Below are 16813 nucleotides of genomic sequence, written 5' to 3'. Positions count from 1 at the left end.
GGGGATTTCAGGATTTTTTTGGGTTTTCTAACCCGTTGATTTGCGTGATTTCCGTTACAAGCTCACTGTACACAGAAGCCGGGATTTCCTGCAGGTCAGCTTCCCCCTCAAATAAAGGCTCTCCATTTACAAAAACACTTTTCAGAAGCGCCAGATTGAGAAAATCTTTATAATTAACCCCCTGCCCCTGCATGGATTTTTCAGTAATTTCCAGATAATCCCCGCCGCTTAACTCCCTGATTTCCACCTCAAACCCCTGCACCTGTACTTTCTTTGATTTCCGTCTTAATCGAGAGGAAAATTCTTCTTTCATAGCTATTTAACTCAATGTGGGCGTGCCCGTAGGCCGAAAGGTAATTTCAGCTTTAAGCGTGTCAGGATTCTGAGCATCCGCTTCCTGCACCTTTACCCCTGTAACCAGGGCATTAAAGCTCCAATTAGCCCCGTTTGGGAAACTGATAGCATAGTTATCTGCAGTCCCACTGGTCAACTTGGTCAGAGGGTTATAAACCCCACTGGCGACAGTATAGTGAATGGTGGCCGTAAACTCCCCCACCTCTACCAGATTGGAAGAGATAAACTCTCTGTATCCCCCTGAGGCATGACTGGTGCTTTCCAGGGCCGGATTCAAGATTTCAGGTGGCTCAATTGTCACCACTTCCCCAATGGGAGTGCTGTTTAAAGATAAAACGACACCATAATTTGTAGTGGCCATGTTAATCCTCCTCAAAAATATAAAATTCTAAAATTGTTTTGAAAAAATTCTCTTCCAGGTCATCATATTGATTGATGAGCCATGAGAATAACCAGGTGGTCTGATTTAAATCCAGCCGGTTTTTGACCTCTTCTACCAGAGAAACTACTCCGGCTTTGGTACTGTCCAGACAGGTGAGTTGAAAACGTGAAAGCTTCAGTCCCTTTCCCCCATGATGGTTTCTTTCCTGAGTGCTGATTCGCTGATAAAGTACACAGGGAGATACTTCTCCTTCCGGTTTGAGAAGAGGAAATACCTTCATACCTGATAAAAGGGTTACCAGTTTTTCTTCTGTACTCATAACTTCTTGATTTCCTCCTGTATTGCATTGCGAATCTCATCCAGGATTGCCTTCTTCCCCTCATCAATAGCTCTGCGTACAAACCCCTTCCCGGGCATTTTAGACGTACCCCATTCCTGATAAACGGCATATTCGGCATGGACTATCATCTGGGCTCCCGATTCGGTCTTTGTGCTTTCATGGGACTGTCTCAGAAAGCCGGTTTTTACCGGTGCATTCTGCATGGATAACCCCTGTAAAACCATTGCCCCCTTTAAAAGAGCATCAGAAGAAGGTATTTTCCCCAGACCTTCTATCTGCTTCAGCAATTCAGCTAACCCTTCTATTTCCATCAGCTTATCACCCGCCTGAGATAAATCCGCATGGCAGTATTCCCTTTTTGAGGATAGCTGACTACCTCAAAGGCTTCGTGGGCTTCCTGCTGACGATGCAGGGTTATCACTACCCTGTCATTGGGATAAATTTCAGTTTCTACCGGTAATCTCAGTACTGCATCTACCGGAGTAGAAAAATACTGCCCGTGATACTGTGTTGTCCCTCCAGTCATCTCCAGTCCACACACTACCCCGGAAACCATCACCACCTGGGTAATGACTTCTCCAAAAGTGTTATAACCGGAAGAAGTCACATGCTGAATGGTACATCTATCCGGCATGTGAGCTTCCTGGACTTCCTGCAATAGATTAAGGTTGAGCATCTTCTACCTCCGGCGGGTCTTTTATCCAGCGTGAAGTCCTGGCTTTGCGTTTGCTCATGTAATACTGACTGTTTCTCTTTGCCTGCTCAATCACTTCTCCCAAATCGTAAGATGCCCCGTCTGCAGAGAAGTTGTAGTGAGTCAGGGTGAGCTTCATGGCCTTCTCAGCCCATATTTCCCCGGCTACCTGGTTTAAATCCCCGTGAGCCAATTCAAGATAGTATGTCAAAGTCTCATCGGAATATTCCTGAGACTGGACATCATCAATCATCCTTCTTAATCTCTCAATCTCTGCACTCATCTACAACTTCTCCTGTGACTTATTTAAACCCCGGAAGGGACATAAAAACCAAACGGATACACCCCGGAAGCCACCACTCTGGCCTGCTGTGCCGGTAAAGGCATTCCCCATGCCATTCTAAAGGTCACCCGTAATGCAGTCAGGTCTTCCTGCATGAGATTATGGGTGATATTCCCTGAAGCATCCTGAATGACCCCCGTATCAAAGACATCAAAAGCCATGTCCTGACGAATGGAATACACCAGTTTATTCCAGTCCCCGGCAATCAGCAGGGTTTCTGACGGGTCAAAACCCCCATTCTCCGGGAAGGTCATGGGCACACCCGCCAGAGCATACTGCGGCCCATCCTGAATGGACATGGTGAATAACGGCATACCATTCGTCCCATCCCTCAATCCGCGAAGCTTTGCCTTCATGGTGGTGGCAGAAACAATCCCGTTGACATCATAGCCATCTTCTTCCACCACAGCAAAAACCCCTTCTTCACCCAGCAGGTCATCATAAACATCTGCCCCCGTCCCAGCCGTAATCTTATGAGATGCAGGAGCATTGACAAAAATACCATTGCTCCAGTCATCCGGTACATCCACCCCTGCCTGACCGTAAAAAACCGCCCGGTCAATGGTCTTGGCGATTGCTCCCGGCATCTGGGCTTTCACCTCGGCAAAAATATCAAAGTTTGCATCATTGAAAACATTGTTTGGAATCACAACAATCGCCGCCAGCTCTCCGGCATAAATAGAAACATCTTCCCATTCGGACTTGGTGGTCTTTTTCAGGGCATCGGGGGGATAGGTTTGAGATTTACCCTTTTCCCCTACAAAATACACTTCCGGTAAAGCCGTGGACACCTTTAATTTCAATTCACCAGTGGTCATGTTGCGTAACCGTCTGCCCAGGGATAGCACGGCAGATTGTCTGGTAGCTTCCGCAATAATTTCTCCCAATTGCTCAGGGGTTAATCCTACATTCCCTGTACTGATATACTTGTCATAATCGGACATATTGATACTCTCCTTTTATTTATGTTTTAAAGCCTGACGAATAGCCTGATTGGCATCTTCAGTTAATCTGGAGGAAGTCCCACTTCCGGCATTGCTGGATAGTGCAGTCTTAAAAAGCTCAGGGGCAATCTCTCTTAGCTTCTTCCAGTCTGGATTTCCCGATTCATCCCACAGATTAAATGCAGTAACCAGGGCATAAGCCGCAGTACTGTTACTGACTCCCTGTTTGTGGACTTCCTGATAAAAATGCACTTTCTTTTCTGCCTCTTCAAGCTGTTTCTGGATTTCTGATAGCTTTCTTCCTGCTTCACTATCAGCTTCAACTCTTTTACTCAACTCTTTCAACTCCCTGGACAGAGTATCGCGCTCCTGTCGGGTAGCTTTTACCGTGTTTTCAAGCCTGGTGAATCGCTCCTGAATCAGCATTTTTACGGTCTCATCCTGGTTTTCCAACCAATTCTCAAATTCATCCATTGGAATCGCTCCTTTTTTCAATTACAGGTAACATGGCACAACGACAATTGGGGTGAGTTTCCATCCCCTGCTCAGTGGGAAATCGCTTCCCTGCCTGAGAAAGACAAAAATCACAGGCATCCTCTTCAGCCAGCCATTCCCAGCTATCCACCCCCGCCTGCTCCATCTGCATCCTGGATACCTCACGAAAGGTATTCATCTGCTCCGTGCGGGCTATCCTCAATGCCCTGCTTAAATTCCCTGCTAAATCTTCTCTCATCAGTCTGGCCGTTTTTTCAGGGGCATACCCCAGACTGATTCCCTCCAGTAAGGTATTCGTGATGCGGATAACCGTTTCTGGATAGCTCTCTTTCAACAATTCATAAATGGGTGTACCTTCTCTGGATAATCCAATCCACAAATTTCCCTGCCTCAGGGATAAACCTCCAGGAATAATTTCAAAGCCACCTATCCACTTCTGCTGTTGAATGATTTTCTGCCCCACATCCAGAGAAAAATATTTTATCTGCCGCTGTAATTCATTCAAAAACTTCTGATATTCTTCCAGACGATAGAGTTGGTTTCGGCTTAATCCCTCTTTTTGAGCTAAATCAAGAATCATTTCAGAGAGGACTTTTTCTACTTCCTGCCATCGAGACACCAGATAAAGCATCTCCTCTTTCTCAGCCCTTTGTAATTGATTCAGCCATTTCAGAATGTGCTCTTTAACTCTTTCCTGGTAGGTCATTGCTGATTAAATCTCAATAAAGACTGGGCTAAAACATTTTGATTCTGCAAATCTTCCTGATTCTTTTCATCCGCTACCCGCCTGATTTCCGCTTCATCTTTTCCCATCCAGCGTAAAGCGGAAATCAATGGTATTCCAGCACTGGCCAGAATTTGAATCGTCTGTGCTTCTGTCACCGGAAGCATCGTTTCTGGATTCTCCCAGACACAACTAATCTCGGATTGGTTGTAATTTATCCCCAGCAGTCGGAGTAAAAATGCGGCTACTTCCTGCCAAACCGGACTGTATAATTCCTGCTTCATATTCACCTTTTTCACCAGCGGGCTCTCCTGTATCATCAGAGCTTCTCCAGAGAGGTTGCTTCCTGAGGGAAGTAAGTAATGCTTGGGTGTCCCCGTAGTTGTTGCCAGTATGGTTGCCAGGCTCTCCAGTGGCTCCAAAAAGTTTTTCAGACTGCTCCCACCTAATTCCAGTACCTGCGCCCCCTGGCCTTCTCCCTCAGTAGCAGGAAGCCAGATTTTCATGTCCGGCCCCACCTGAATGTCTCCAGGGTCAGATTGAGCAATAAAAACCCGCATCTTGAAAGCTTCAAATTCAGCCGCTACCATCAAATCACTGAAAAGCTTGTTAATGGCATCCAGAATGGACAGGGTGGCTTCGCTCAATTCCCCCTGTATCTTGTGGCTGGAATTTTTAAAGTGAAAAACCGGTATCTCATTCAGGGGGTTGGAAAGGGTTTCTTTGAGCCGGTAACTCCCTGGATAATCCGCATCTGCCTGATACTTCTCTATCCGGTCTGGATAATACAGGTTGATAAAGTACTTTCCCCCATCTTCCCACTTTTTTAATGCAAATTTTTTGACCCTCGGCCTCTCTGCATCGTAAATCATCTCACACATACGTGGGTCATTGGCGTAGACTTCAGGCTTCCCGTCCACAAAATCAACCATGAGAAAAGCTTCCCCCGTCACCAGTAAGGATTCATGGATATTCCTGGCTTCTAAATTCATTCCGGTGGAGAGAAACAACTCATCTAACAGTCCATTTACAGATTCATCTCCGGCATCAAAACCCTTTAAAATCAACCTGTCCAGAATAACCCGAATGACTAAATGCCCCCAGTCCTGTGCAAAATAGGCCAGCCGTCCAAATGCCCGATTCAGACGCTCGGTGGAGTACTTCAACCCTGGATGACCTTCCGCATAATGGTACAGCTGGTTGTACAGAGGAATTTTGTTTTTCAGACTTTCATACGCAATCTCTAAATCATTCATCATTAATTCCAACTCCTCGCTCTTCTTTCTGAATTTATTTTTGCACTCACGGCTAACGCCAGTCCCATCACCGTATCATCATGACCGGAAGCCGCTTCAATCGTCCACAGACCGGACTTTGTTTGTTTCGATACCATGTTTCTCAATTCCATCTTCTGTACCGGCCAGTCTATCAGCTTCAGTCCATTCTCCAGAGCATCATAAAGCCGTTGCATAATTTGATTTTTGCTTCTGTTGGTGGTGGTAAAACGCTCTATCCTTAAACCGGCATTCTCTAATTCTTCAATGTTGACGTTGCCTATCGAATTTTCTTCCGCCCGTATTGAGGTCAGATGCCACTTTCGATACATCTTGATAATTTCATGCCTCTGCTGACTCCAGGGAAGTTTATTCAAGTGCAGATAATCCACCTGACAGTTTTCTGTGCGGTCTATCACCGTTAAAAAGGTGAAATCATTCGATTGCCCAAAATCCAGTCCGGCTGAATAAACATGCCCGTACACAAACTGGTTGTTAGCTGGGGCTGTAAATGTCCTGGATAAGTCCAGCGTATCAAAATACCCCTCCCCACTGCTCAAAAAACACTCCTCTACCGTTTCAGGATATTCCTGATAGAAAAACCTCCCCAATTCCTGAAGCTTCCGCTCTTTGAAGTCCGGTATATCCCTGTATTCCTCAAATTCATACCAGGGGAAAAAATGCAGTCTCCACCCCCCTCTACCGGATAAAGCCTCCAGACATTTCTCATAAAACCAGCCCTGTGCCCCATTCGGAGTGCTCTCCAGAATAATCCACCTGCTTGATTGAGCTACCCCGCTGATGATTTTCTCAGGGTCTTTCCAGAAAGCTACCTCACTCCCATGAAAGATGGTGAATGTCCCCCCTCTGCCAAAATCCAGACTGCCTGCCGTACTGGTAGTATGACTTGAATTAAATAACGGATAGGTTACCGTAACCTGATTGTTGCTCCCCCGCTTTAAATCACTGAAAGGGAAATGTTGATAAAAGGTATCCTGAATTTTACGAATATTTTCCGTGCTCGAATCCAGATGGGTGAGAGTGACGGCTCTGGTATTTTCCTCCAGCATACTTCGGAAGATAAAGGCCTGGATGAGGGTGGTAATTCCTGTCTGCCTCGGCTTCAGAATAATATCCCTTCCCGTTAGCTCTCCAATCAGCTTTTTCTGGATAGCATTCAGCCTGAGGGGAATTACCCGGTTTTGCTTATCCACAATTTTGAGGAATTGCTCACAGAAAGCTTCAAAGCTCTTATCCTGGTAGTCGGATGTTGCCATAACTTTGAATAAATTCCTTGAAACTCAGCTTCTCTCCCCCACTGGTGACATCTACTCTCTCCGTGAATAACCCGTGTACTTTCCCAATTAATTCCAGCGCCTTTAACTTCTCTGTGTTTGTCCCATTTCTGGCTATCTCCGCCAGCCTCACCAGTACTTCATTCCCGCTCATCGCCAGCTCACTCATCTTCTGCTGGATGTATTCCTTTACCTCAGGCCGCTGTAATATCCGATGACTTTCACGCCCCGCTACCTTCAGACTCTTCGTCCGATATACTTTGAGATACGCCTGAGGAGCAGAAAGCTTTTCCCCCAGTAATCCAGCTATGTAAGTATCTACAAATGCTTTTTGCCTGAGATTCATAAATGTTTACCTCTTCAAATGATTTCTTCCCCTATTACTATATAGGGATAAGTCGCTTAAAAATGATGTCTTTACCTCTTTTTGATTTAAGACAGAATCCCCCCAATTGACCTGTAGTAAAGCCAGGGTCTATTAAGATTTAAAGTAAAAAAGAGAGATTAATTAATTTTTCTGCGAAAATCAGCAAAATTAGCATTTGCGTTAGCAAATGCGTTAAGAATTTTTCAGGTTTGAGCCTAATCTATTTACCGAAATTGCTTAATTTCAGTAAATAGATACAGGTCTCCCATCGTAGAGGGGTTGCCTGCACCATACAGAAGAAGCCAAAGGCTGAAAAACTATAAAATTCCGCTGGTTAGTTTTTCGTTAGTTTTCTGTATGATGTTGTTAACTCCTCCACGACTTACCTTTGAGAAAGGGCGGTGCAGTATAACCGCTAGGGGTAACCGTACCTCACCAGGTAAACTGGGCTGTTGGCCGGTGCGTGCAGGGCTTCAAGGTGGACGCTGGATTAACCCCTATCTCTTAAGAAGCCGGGCGGGGGGAGTCTAACCCCCCATTTTCTACGATGCTGGCTGTATTGCGTCTGCTGTTTATTATCGGGTGTGTCCGCCAGACAAAAAGTATGAGGTCTGGTATGTAACCGGTTTCACGGGAAGGTTTTAATCCCGTCCGTACCATCCACGGCTGTTTTTACGTCTTTCTGACGTGCCTTCTGCATCCCCCTCTGAAGGCATAAAAATCAGAAGAAAGTGGGAAAATGGGCTAACTGATTTTTGAAAAGTCCCGAAAATCTAAATTTAGTTTTTCTTCTCCCTCTATCATATATATAGGGATAACCTGGCCTCTATTCAGCGATTCTTATAAAACGTTAACAAAACGTTAACATTCATCCACTTTCCTTTGTACATTTGGGAAGAGGTCTGTAAAAGGAATTTCGTGGCTCTCTATTGTTTCCAGATGCCTCTCATTTCTAATTAATTCTCTTACCCAGGTGTCTGTTATTCCATAATTCTTAAAACATGCCGGGCAAAGGTCATACCTGACTTGCTTTATGTAATTGCCACATATTGCACATCGATAAGTCATAAAACCCTCCCCTTTAAACAGGATGCATAACAATCTCTGTCTGGAGGCTGAGCCTTCTTTTGTTTTCTTCTTTTATGGTATCTTCCAGCAAATACTCTATAAACGCAACCGTATTTATGGGGGGGTCAAAAGACTGCCAGCCACATCTACTATATGCTTTTACCACCACTGTGTCTTCAAGTAGGATATCATCTGGTGGTGGATTATGATGCCAGACCTGAAGGAAGATTGCCCGTTTTTCAGGATTGTAATTAATGGCATCTATCACTCTCTCATAAAGTATTTTTTGCCCCCAGGCTAAATCTTTTCCAGTTTCTTTTACTTCCCCAAAAACAAAAAGGATATTTGATTTTTCTATTACAAAATCCATGTCGGTAAGCGTTGTACTGATATTTAATCTCGGAAACCGAAGTTTCTGCCTGAATTTAGTATCATTGTAAATGGGTTGTAACTGCATGTGTACCTCATAACTAACCCCTTTCTGCTTGCCCCTTGAAATAATTTGGAATTTAATAACTTATTTGAATAGTTTCGAGCGATTTGCCCCCAAGAAATACCCCAGGTTGAAAAAAGTAAGCGCAAGAGAAATACTGAGTAAGATAATCACTAACATAATCACCTCCAGGTTAACTAATTTTTAGACATATTCCCCCCTTTTTTGATTTATCCCTCTATTAATATAGAACGTAGCTACCCACTTTGATCATCCTATTACCAGCGGTTTTAACAAAGCTCTAATGTTATTTTAATCTTCGGGCTATCCAGTGCGGGCAGGGATAAATTTTCCCTCTATAACTGTGGCAATAACTACTTATTTTATTTCTGTGACTTCGGCAAAATATTTATTATCTTTATATTAATTATACCACAAAATGAAAAATTCGTATGTTTACATCACCTTCGAATTACTCTTGGACACTTTGGGGGAGTTGTGCTAGAATCTAAACAACTAACACATTACAGGTCTGGCCTGAATTGCCCCAGTAGTAATTCCCGGAGAGGGGGTCTTGAATCCCAACGGGTGAAAAAGACCGGTTTTGGTCATCAACTAATTCTAAAGCGGTTGGATCCATGACAGCTCCGGGATGCGGGTTGTATATTTCGACCTGCACTATATAGAAGACCAGCCCATTGTCGGGAGCTTTTAGCCGGCCGGGTTGACCACTGGCCGAGAAAACCGGAAGGGTTTCCCGTCGTTCAGCAGAGATCAGGCGGGCTTCCCACGCCCGGTCGATGGGACGGGGGATCATTCGGAGGGCGGCGGTGGTATCAAGTTCATAGATCTGGGTGACAAAGCCGGGATCTTCATGGGCGATGACCCATAACGAAGTTCCTTTACCCCAGGTCATCCCGGTGATGTTTTTGACCGGCGCCTCGAAGGTACCCAGTGTCTCACCGGATGGATCGATCACCTGAAAAGAATCCTCTTGCATGGGATGACTGAATGCCAGCCAGAGGTGACTGCCGTCCCAATCGAGGCCGGTAATATTCTGCGGGAATGCCAGATTTTGGATAACCTCACCTGTGGTGGAAAATTCATAGAGATTGTACTGATTGGCATACCAGAAGTGTTCGCCATCCCATGCCAGATCATGTGTAATGCTACCCCCGATGACGATGGTCGGGGCTTTGATGGATCGGAGGGAGCGAATGGTTGGACCTCCGGTATCCAGCTCGTACATAAAAGAATAGTTGGTGGTGTATAACCAGAGATGGGCACCATCCCAGGTCATGCCTCCAGGGGTAACCTCCGGGGCAGGCCGGGCACTGAGAATTTTTCCGTTTTCATTAAGGTTGAAAATGGTAGTCGGCTCTGAGATCCACAATGTCTCACCATCCCAGGCGATTCCCTCGGCAGAAGATCCCGGCCCCTGAAATTGCTGTAAGATCCTGATGGGATGGCTGGCTGGAAGGGAAGGTGTCTTCAGAGCGGGGCGTGTAGAGGATTGGGTCAGGGAATTGGCAGGAAGCCATGGTGGAGTATCTGTGTGGAGCATTCCATCCGGCTGGGGCAAGGAGGTAGATGCTTGTGCCTGGGTGGGGGTTAGAATAAGAATGGGCTTGGGGCGTGAGTAAAAGAGATCGAGAAAAAAACCAACCACCACGGCAAGGATAGCACATAATCCGGTGATGATGGCCGCCTGGAGGGTACGCTCCCTGGGAGATTTCACCCGGTGAGCGCTGCCTGCCCGTTTTTTGATCGTTTTAGGTTGAATGGCCATGGTTGAAGAACTCTCAGGCCACCCTCTGTGGTCTTTGCTTTAGTATAGGATACTTACAAAATGGTTTCAATAAGAAGAAGCCATGAGTTACCTCATAGAGTTAACCAACCGGACGCGGTGCCTGGAAAGGCATAAAAAATTCTTCAGATAGAAAAGTGAGAATCGTGTTAGCCACATAAAACTGCCAGCAACCCCAATTCCTTGAGTGCTGGCAGTTTTTGAGGGATACAGGACGGTCAGCTTATCGAAGCCGGATCAACACTCGCTATAGCCACAGGAATAACATTTTCGGCATCCCTCTTCGTTGACCACCGAGGCCTGCCCACATTCCGGGCAAAGATCTCCCAGCGGGGTGAGCAAAGGGGGTTGCGCGGCGGGTGTCTGGCCGGGGTGGTGTTCGCTTCCATTGCCATGGGCCATGGGTGGATGGGTAGCGCCTGCCTCGCGCCGTTCTTTCCATAAGTCCAGATATTTTTCCAGTGCCTGGGCAATGCCGTCCGGCAAAGAACGAACGCGGTTAGGGCCAAATCCGAGGGAGCGCCCGCCGCCAATGCCGCTGAGCTGGCGCACCACCTCACGCAGGCGTTCCACCGGTTCTACTGGAGAAGCCATCCGCAGTATGTAACTGATCAGCCTGCCAATGGCCTCGGTGACGGCGGCAATATCGGAACCAGCTTTGGCCGAATTGAGGAAGACCTCGAAAGGTTGCCCCCCTCCGTTTTCATTGACTGTCACAAAGGTTTTTCCAAGCGGGGTGTCTACATGGAGGGTGTATCCCGGTAAAATTTGGGGGCGGGGTTTTTTACTCTCATGCCAGATCGGCAGCTGCTGGGGAGCAGGGGATTCTTTTTCCTGTTTTTTACTGGCTGTTGCGCGTGTTTCCAGCACGACCTTTTCGCGTGAGCCAGTAACATATACCGTAATGCCCTTGCAGCCCAGTTCCCAGGCCAGCATGTAGGCGGTGGCCACATCTTCTTCGGTGGCTTCAGGGGGGAAGTTAATTGTTTTTGAGAGGCTGTTATCGACGAAAGCCTGAAGTGCGGCCTGCATGCGCACATGTTCTTCCGCAGTGATGTCGCTGGAGACGACAAAAACTTCGCGGATGTGAGCCGGGAGCGCCGTGACGTGCTGGCAGGTTCCTTCGGTCATAATTTGTTCGAGAATTTCTTCGCGGGTTTCAGGGTCAATGCCGGCTTTTTGAATGGCCTCCTCAAAGGCTGGAGAGGCGTAGAGTAATTGCAGGTCTTTTCCGTTGTCGTTGACATGGCGGATATACGCCAGGGCAAAAACTGGTTCGCACCCGTACCCTTCGCAACCGGCCACGGTGGCAATGGTGCCGGTAGGGGCGATGGTGGTCTGGGCAGCGTTACGAATGCCGTATGTACGAATGCCCTGCACGATCGACTCCCAGTCCACTGATGGACGGCCGTAGTCATGAGTGTAGGGAACAATGGATTGTGGAGGGGTCCAAATGAGATGATCGGGGTCATAAATGGAGCCGCGGATGGCAGGGAAGGCTCCCCGTTGCTGGGCCAGTTCGATAGAAGTTTTCATGGAATGGTAGCGCACGAACTCCATCACCTGAGCGCCAAATTCCTGGCCTTCCAGAGAACCATAGCGGATTCCGCAGTGGTACATCAAATCGGCCAGCCCCATAATACCCAGCCCGATGCGCCGGGCACGGTGAGCGGCTTCTTTCAATTGAGGAACAGCAGGCACATAAGCGTTGGCCTCCACCACGTCATCGAGGAAGATGGTAGCCAGAACGACCGATTGCCGCAGGGTTTCCCAGTCCACACTGCCGTTCTTGCCGAGGTGCTGGGCCAGGTTAATGGAGCCAAGGCAGCAGTTTTCATACGGGCCAAGCCATTGTTCTCCGCACGGGTTCGTCGCCTCCAGCGGGTAAAGGTGGGGAACAGGGTTGGAACGGTTAGCAGCATCGAGGAAAAGAACGCCCGGTTCACCGTTATGATGAGCCTGGCGTACAATTTTATTAAATAAATCGCGGGCGCGTACTTTCCGGTATGTGCGGATGGGCAATCCGGCGGCTTCGGCCTGTTCCAGTGTGCCTCTGAAAGTACGGTATCTTGGATCGGTCACGTCAGGGAAACGCAATTCCCATTCGGTGTCATCTCGTACAGCCCGCATAAAAGCATCGGTGATTCCAACTGAAATGTTAAAGTTGGTGATGGCATTTTCATCGGTCTTGCAGGTGATAAATTCTTCAATATCTGGATGGTCAACCCGTAAAACTCCCATGTTGGCTCCGCGACGCGTGCCACCCTGGGCGATTTCTCCGAATGCATGATCGTAGACCCTTAAAAAGCCCACCGGGCCGGTTGCCTGGCCCGAAGAAGTTTTAACGACTGAGCCTTTGGGGCGCAGGCGAGAGAATGAGAACCCATTGCCTCCACCCGTTTGCTGGATGAGGGCAGCATCACGCAGGGTTTGAAAAATGCCTGCCGGGTCACGGCCCATGTCATCAACGATGGGTAAAACAAAGCAGGCTGCCAGCTGGCCGAGGGGTGTGCCGGCACCGGTGAAGGTGGGAGAATTGGGAAAGAATTTTTTGCTGGTGAGCAGAAGATAAAAGGCGCGAGCGCGTTCAAGAATATCGGGGTTGCCCCAGGTTTCTTCAATGCGGGCAATGTTATAAGCGACCCGCCAGAACATTTCTTCCACGGTTTCGGCCAGCGAACCGTCGTCATTACGGCGGACATACCGTCGGATAAGTACCTGTCGGGCATTTTCGGTTAGCTCAACCGCTGGAAGATCGGGCGGGAGAGGGGGGATGGGAATCAGGCCACTACGTAATAGATCAGATTGTTCGCTTGTTTCCATTGCTTGTCTCCTCATCTTTGAGTAATCGGTCGATCTCGTTGCGGATGGCGCGGAGATCATCCAGCTGTAAATAAACAATCCCATAACGGATGTACGCGATGTGATCCAGCTCTTTCAGCCCATTGATGACCATATCGCCGATGACACGTGAACTGACCTCAGCGCGCCCCATGCGTTGAAGTGACGATTCGATCTCTCCAACCAGGCGCTCAATAGCTGAGGCTGGCACGGGACGTTTAGCACAGGCAATACGAATGCCGCGTAGCAGCTTTTCCCGGTCGAATTCCTCACGCGAACCGTCTTTTTTTATGATCAATGGGGTCGCCAGCAGAGGGCGTTCTACGGTGGTGAAACGTTGATGACAGGTAGTACATTCGCGACGGCGGCGAACGATACCGCGGTTATCATGCGAGGTATCCAGCACTTTCGAATCTTCACCCTGGCAGTAAGGACACCGCATTTATTTCCTCCTGGTGTATAGCGGTTTTGGGTCGAGAGAAAAAACCACTACCCCCATATCTGGCGGTAGTATTTGCGAGAAGCCGTATATATACGACGTGAAGTTATTCTAGCACAAAAGATCGATCGGTTCAAGCGGTTTTGTGCATTCTTAACCTTAATATTTGGTTGAGATTTCCTGTGGCTTCAGAGGGGCGGACTGAGCTGAAATGAGTCCATAGAGAACCCAAAAAGGCCGGGTATATAAAGGGAAAAATACGCAGCCGGGGTGGAATTTCCCAGATGTAGGGATGCCTGAAAGAGGTTGGCGCCAGAAGAAAAGAATGGCTTAAAGAAAAATCAACCGACTGGGCTGAGCCATTCAATCTGGCGGGATGAAACACCCGGCCAGAGAAAAGCCACCCCCTGACAATAACTCAGGGGGTGGCTAGTTACAGTTAAATGGGAAAGACGGGTAAGGCACTTTACCCGTTGATTTTCCCCGGAAGGGAGAAGGGTACCACGGACAGAACCTGTTCCCGGCGGCCCCCTACCGCTCAATGAGCTGCGTTACCGCTTGCGGTTCCGCAGGAAGGCCGGAATATCGAAGTCGTCGGTATTGACCACTCGCTGGAAATCAGATTGGGCCTGATTGGCAGGGGGAGTGGTAGCCGAAGGACGTTCGGCTGGCTGTGGAGTTCCGGTGTTCGAGCGGAGACGCTGCGGGGTCTGCATATCCTCGAGCTTGATCGGCCGGTCAGCTGGCCGGACCCCGCTACTATCAAAACCCGTGGCGATTACTGTAATGCGAATCTCATCTCCGATCTTTGGATCGATCACTGCGCCGAAGATCAGGTTAACATCGGGATGTGCCGTCTCCTTAATGATGGCCGCGGCCTGGTTGACCTCGAAGAGGGTGAGATCGGGACCGCCGGTGACGTTGAAGAGGATACCGCGGGCTCCATCGATGGTGATATCGAGCAGGTGGCTGGAAATGGCCATTTCTGCCGCAACCCGGGCGCGCTCTTCCCCGGAGGCATGGCCTACGGCCATGAGGGCAGCGCCGCCTTCGGACATAATAGAGCGCACATCGGCGAAGTCCAGATTAATTAAGCCGGGAACGGTGATGAGTTCGGAGATGCCCTGAATGCCCTGGCGCAGAACGTCATCTGCCAGGCGGAAGGCGTCCTGAAGACTGGCGCGTTTATCCACCATTTGGAGCAACCGATCGTTGGGGATGACGATCAGTGTGTCGGCGTGTTCTTTCAGGCGCATGATGCCCTCTTCGCTGGCTTTGGCGCGGCGAGCCCCTTCAAAGGTGAAGGGGCGGGTGACCACCCCGATGGTTAAAGCGCCGACTTCCTTCGCGATCTGTGCCACAATGGGAGCCGCTCCGGTGCCTGTGCCTCCACCCATGCCAGCTGTGACGAACACCATGTCGCTGCCCTTGAGCACTTCGTACAGCTCTTCGGCGGATTCCTCGGCGGCTTTGCGCCCCATTTCGGGGTTACCTCCAGCGCCAAGGCCGCGGGTGACCTTTTCTCCGATGCGTACACGCGTTTGAGCTTTCGAGAGCTGCAACGCCTGTCCGTCGGTGTTGACCGTGATGAACTCTATGCCCTGCAAGCCTTCTTCGATCATGCGGTTGACAGCATTGCAGCCACCTCCGCCGACCCCGATGACTTTGATGCGGGCGAATGATTCGGGTAGTGGTTGATTCATGTCCATGGTATGTGCCTCCTCGGTAATTTTACAATAGAAACCGATTTTCCTTTAGATCGTCCTTTGGTCGAATTACGGTAAAAGCCGCTTCAGGAAGTTGATGAATTGATCTCCCCAAACGGAACCTCCTTTCTTGCGCGGGCGATGCCCCACCGAAGGGGCGGCTTCGCTCATCATCATGGCCCAGTTGAGCAGGCCCACGCTGGTTGAATAGGCTGGCGAATGAAGCTGGTCGGTCAGCCCCACCAGGTTTTCCGGGCGGGCAACCCGAACCGGTAAGCCCAGGACTTCACTTGCCAGAGTGCGAATGCCAGACAACTGGCTGCTCCCGCCGGTTAAGACCATCCCGGCTGGTAGAAGACCATCGTACCCGGAGCGTTTGATTTCCTGTAAAATCAGATCGAAAATTTCTTCAACGCGGGCTTCGATGATCATGGCCAGATCACGGCGGCGAACCTCCACCGGGTGGTCTTCTCCAAATATGCGGGTGGAAAAGGTCTCGTTTTCTCCCACTTCCCTCTGGATGGCGTGACCGTACTGTTTTTTCACCTCTTCGGCCTGAGAAATGGAGAGGCGCAGACCGTGGGCAATATCTGAGGTGATATGATTTCCCCCGATCCCGAGCACCATGGTGTGCCAGATATCGCCATCAATGTAAATGGCCATATCGGTTGTGCCTCCACCAATATCGCACACCACAACTCCCATCTGGCGCTCTGTATCAGAGAGAACCACTTCAGCAGAGGCAAGGGGGTTGAGGACAAACTGTACTACTTCAACACCGGAAGCCTGGACGCACTGACGCAGGTTTTCGATGGTGGAGGCTGAAGCGGTAATGATGTGGGCTTCCACTTCCAGCCGGTATCCATGCATGCCAATGGGCATGTGTATGCCATCCTGACCGTCTACCACGAAATTGCGCTGGATGACGTGGATAATTTCCCGGTTGTGCGGGATGGCCACGGCCTGAGCGGCATCCAGTGCGCGAAAGACATCTTCCTGATCGATGACCCGCCCGGAGATGCCCACCACGCCCCGGCTATTGACCGATGATACATGCGAACCGGCCAGGCTGACGAGTGCCGAGGTGATTTCCATCCCTGAGGTGCGTTCGGCTTTCTCAATGGAGCGGGCGATGGCCTGTGAAGCCGCCTGGAGATCCACGATGGTGCCTTTGCGGATGCCCTGAGATGGTTCAATGCCCACGCCCAGGATGCGCAGGTTGTTCCCCCCCTCTACACGGGCTACCAGGGTACAAACCTTGGTGGTACCGATGTCAATTCCAACCACAATCGTTTCATCCGCCATAC

At 49.1% G+C, this 16813-nt stretch carries 18 protein-coding genes; all 18 read right to left on the bottom strand.

All coding sequences use genetic code 11. From position 1 onward, the window contains the following. Positions 1-7 precede the first annotated feature (7 nt). A complete protein-coding gene (locus tag ATHL_RS09805; protein WP_062192866.1) occupies positions 8-313 on the bottom strand; it encodes a hypothetical protein in 306 nt (101 codons plus the stop codon). A gap of 6 nt (positions 314-319) precedes the next feature. Further along, complete coding sequence (locus ATHL_RS09800) at positions 320-715, bottom strand: phage tail protein (protein ID WP_062192863.1); 396 nt, start codon at positions 713-715, stop codon at positions 320-322. A gap of 1 nt (position 716) precedes the next feature. Beyond that, positions 717-1055 (bottom strand): DUF3168 domain-containing protein, encoded by a 339-nt coding sequence (locus ATHL_RS09795; RefSeq protein WP_062192862.1) that lies wholly within the window; start codon positions 1053-1055, stop codon positions 717-719. After that, a complete protein-coding gene (locus ATHL_RS09790) occupies positions 1052-1387 on the bottom strand; it encodes an HK97-gp10 family putative phage morphogenesis protein (RefSeq protein WP_062192859.1) in 336 nt (111 codons plus the stop codon). Before ATHL_RS09790 ends, ATHL_RS09795 begins: the two co-directional genes overlap by 4 nt. Beyond that, positions 1387-1752: a hypothetical protein gene (locus tag ATHL_RS09785; RefSeq protein ID WP_062192857.1), complete on the bottom strand. Its 366-nt coding sequence runs from the start codon at positions 1750-1752 to the stop codon at positions 1387-1389. Before ATHL_RS09785 ends, ATHL_RS09790 begins: the two co-directional genes overlap by 1 nt. Continuing rightward, positions 1739-2053 (bottom strand): hypothetical protein, encoded by a 315-nt coding sequence (locus ATHL_RS09780; RefSeq protein ID WP_062192854.1) that lies wholly within the window; start codon positions 2051-2053, stop codon positions 1739-1741. Before ATHL_RS09780 ends, ATHL_RS09785 begins: the two co-directional genes overlap by 14 nt. Before the next feature lie 23 nt (positions 2054-2076). Beyond that, positions 2077-3057 carry a phage major capsid protein gene (locus ATHL_RS09775; RefSeq protein ID WP_062192852.1) on the bottom strand — a complete coding sequence of 327 codons (981 nt, stop codon included), beginning with the start codon at positions 3055-3057 and terminating at the stop codon, positions 2077-2079. Positions 3058-3072: 15 nt separating this feature from the next. Next, the gene (locus ATHL_RS09770) at positions 3073-3531 is read right to left on the bottom strand and encodes a hypothetical protein (protein WP_062192849.1); all 459 of its coding nucleotides are present in this window, start codon (positions 3529-3531) and stop codon (positions 3073-3075) included. Continuing rightward, positions 3524-4258, bottom strand: a complete 735-nt coding sequence (locus tag ATHL_RS09765; RefSeq protein WP_062192847.1) for a minor capsid protein — start codon at positions 4256-4258, stop codon at positions 3524-3526. The genes ATHL_RS09770 and ATHL_RS09765 overlap by 8 nt, the downstream gene beginning before the upstream one ends. After that, positions 4255-5535 carry a phage portal protein gene (locus ATHL_RS09760; protein WP_062192844.1) on the bottom strand — a complete coding sequence of 427 codons (1281 nt, stop codon included), beginning with the start codon at positions 5533-5535 and terminating at the stop codon, positions 4255-4257. Before ATHL_RS09760 ends, ATHL_RS09765 begins: the two co-directional genes overlap by 4 nt. Next, a complete protein-coding gene (locus ATHL_RS09755) occupies positions 5535-6827 on the bottom strand; it encodes a phage terminase large subunit family protein (protein WP_062192841.1) in 1293 nt (430 codons plus the stop codon). The genes ATHL_RS09760 and ATHL_RS09755 overlap by 1 nt, the downstream gene beginning before the upstream one ends. Beyond that, complete coding sequence (locus ATHL_RS09750) at positions 6802-7191, bottom strand: terminase small subunit (RefSeq protein WP_062192838.1); 390 nt, start codon at positions 7189-7191, stop codon at positions 6802-6804. Before ATHL_RS09750 ends, ATHL_RS09755 begins: the two co-directional genes overlap by 26 nt. 1102 nt (positions 7192-8293) lie before the next feature. Then, positions 8294-8737 (bottom strand): hypothetical protein, encoded by a 444-nt coding sequence (locus ATHL_RS09745; protein WP_062192836.1) that lies wholly within the window; start codon positions 8735-8737, stop codon positions 8294-8296. Between the two features lie 484 nt (positions 8738-9221). After that, entirely contained in the window at positions 9222-10502 is a 1281-nt protein-coding gene (locus ATHL_RS09740; RefSeq protein WP_062192833.1) for an SMP-30/gluconolactonase/LRE family protein, read from the bottom strand. A 255-nt stretch (positions 10503-10757) separates the two neighbouring features. Then, a complete protein-coding gene (locus ATHL_RS09735) occupies positions 10758-13343 on the bottom strand; it encodes an adenosylcobalamin-dependent ribonucleoside-diphosphate reductase (RefSeq protein WP_062192831.1) in 2586 nt (861 codons plus the stop codon). Continuing rightward, positions 13321-13803: a transcriptional regulator NrdR gene (nrdR, locus tag ATHL_RS09730; RefSeq protein WP_062192827.1), complete on the bottom strand. Its 483-nt coding sequence runs from the start codon at positions 13801-13803 to the stop codon at positions 13321-13323. The genes ATHL_RS09735 and nrdR overlap by 23 nt, the downstream gene beginning before the upstream one ends. Before the next feature lie 548 nt (positions 13804-14351). Then, positions 14352-15509 (bottom strand): cell division protein FtsZ, encoded by a 1158-nt coding sequence (gene ftsZ, locus ATHL_RS09725; protein WP_062192824.1) that lies wholly within the window; start codon positions 15507-15509, stop codon positions 14352-14354. A 66-nt stretch (positions 15510-15575) separates the two neighbouring features. Further along, positions 15576-16811 carry a cell division protein FtsA gene (gene ftsA / locus ATHL_RS09720; protein WP_062192822.1) on the bottom strand — a complete coding sequence of 412 codons (1236 nt, stop codon included), beginning with the start codon at positions 16809-16811 and terminating at the stop codon, positions 15576-15578. Positions 16812-16813 lie beyond the last annotated feature (2 nt).

The organism is Anaerolinea thermolimosa (assembly GCF_001050195.2).
Lineage (GTDB): Bacteria > Chloroflexota > Anaerolineae > Anaerolineales > Anaerolineaceae > Anaerolinea > Anaerolinea thermolimosa.
Note: the sequence above shows the minus strand (reverse complement) of the source record. Positions and strands in the feature narration are given on the sequence as shown.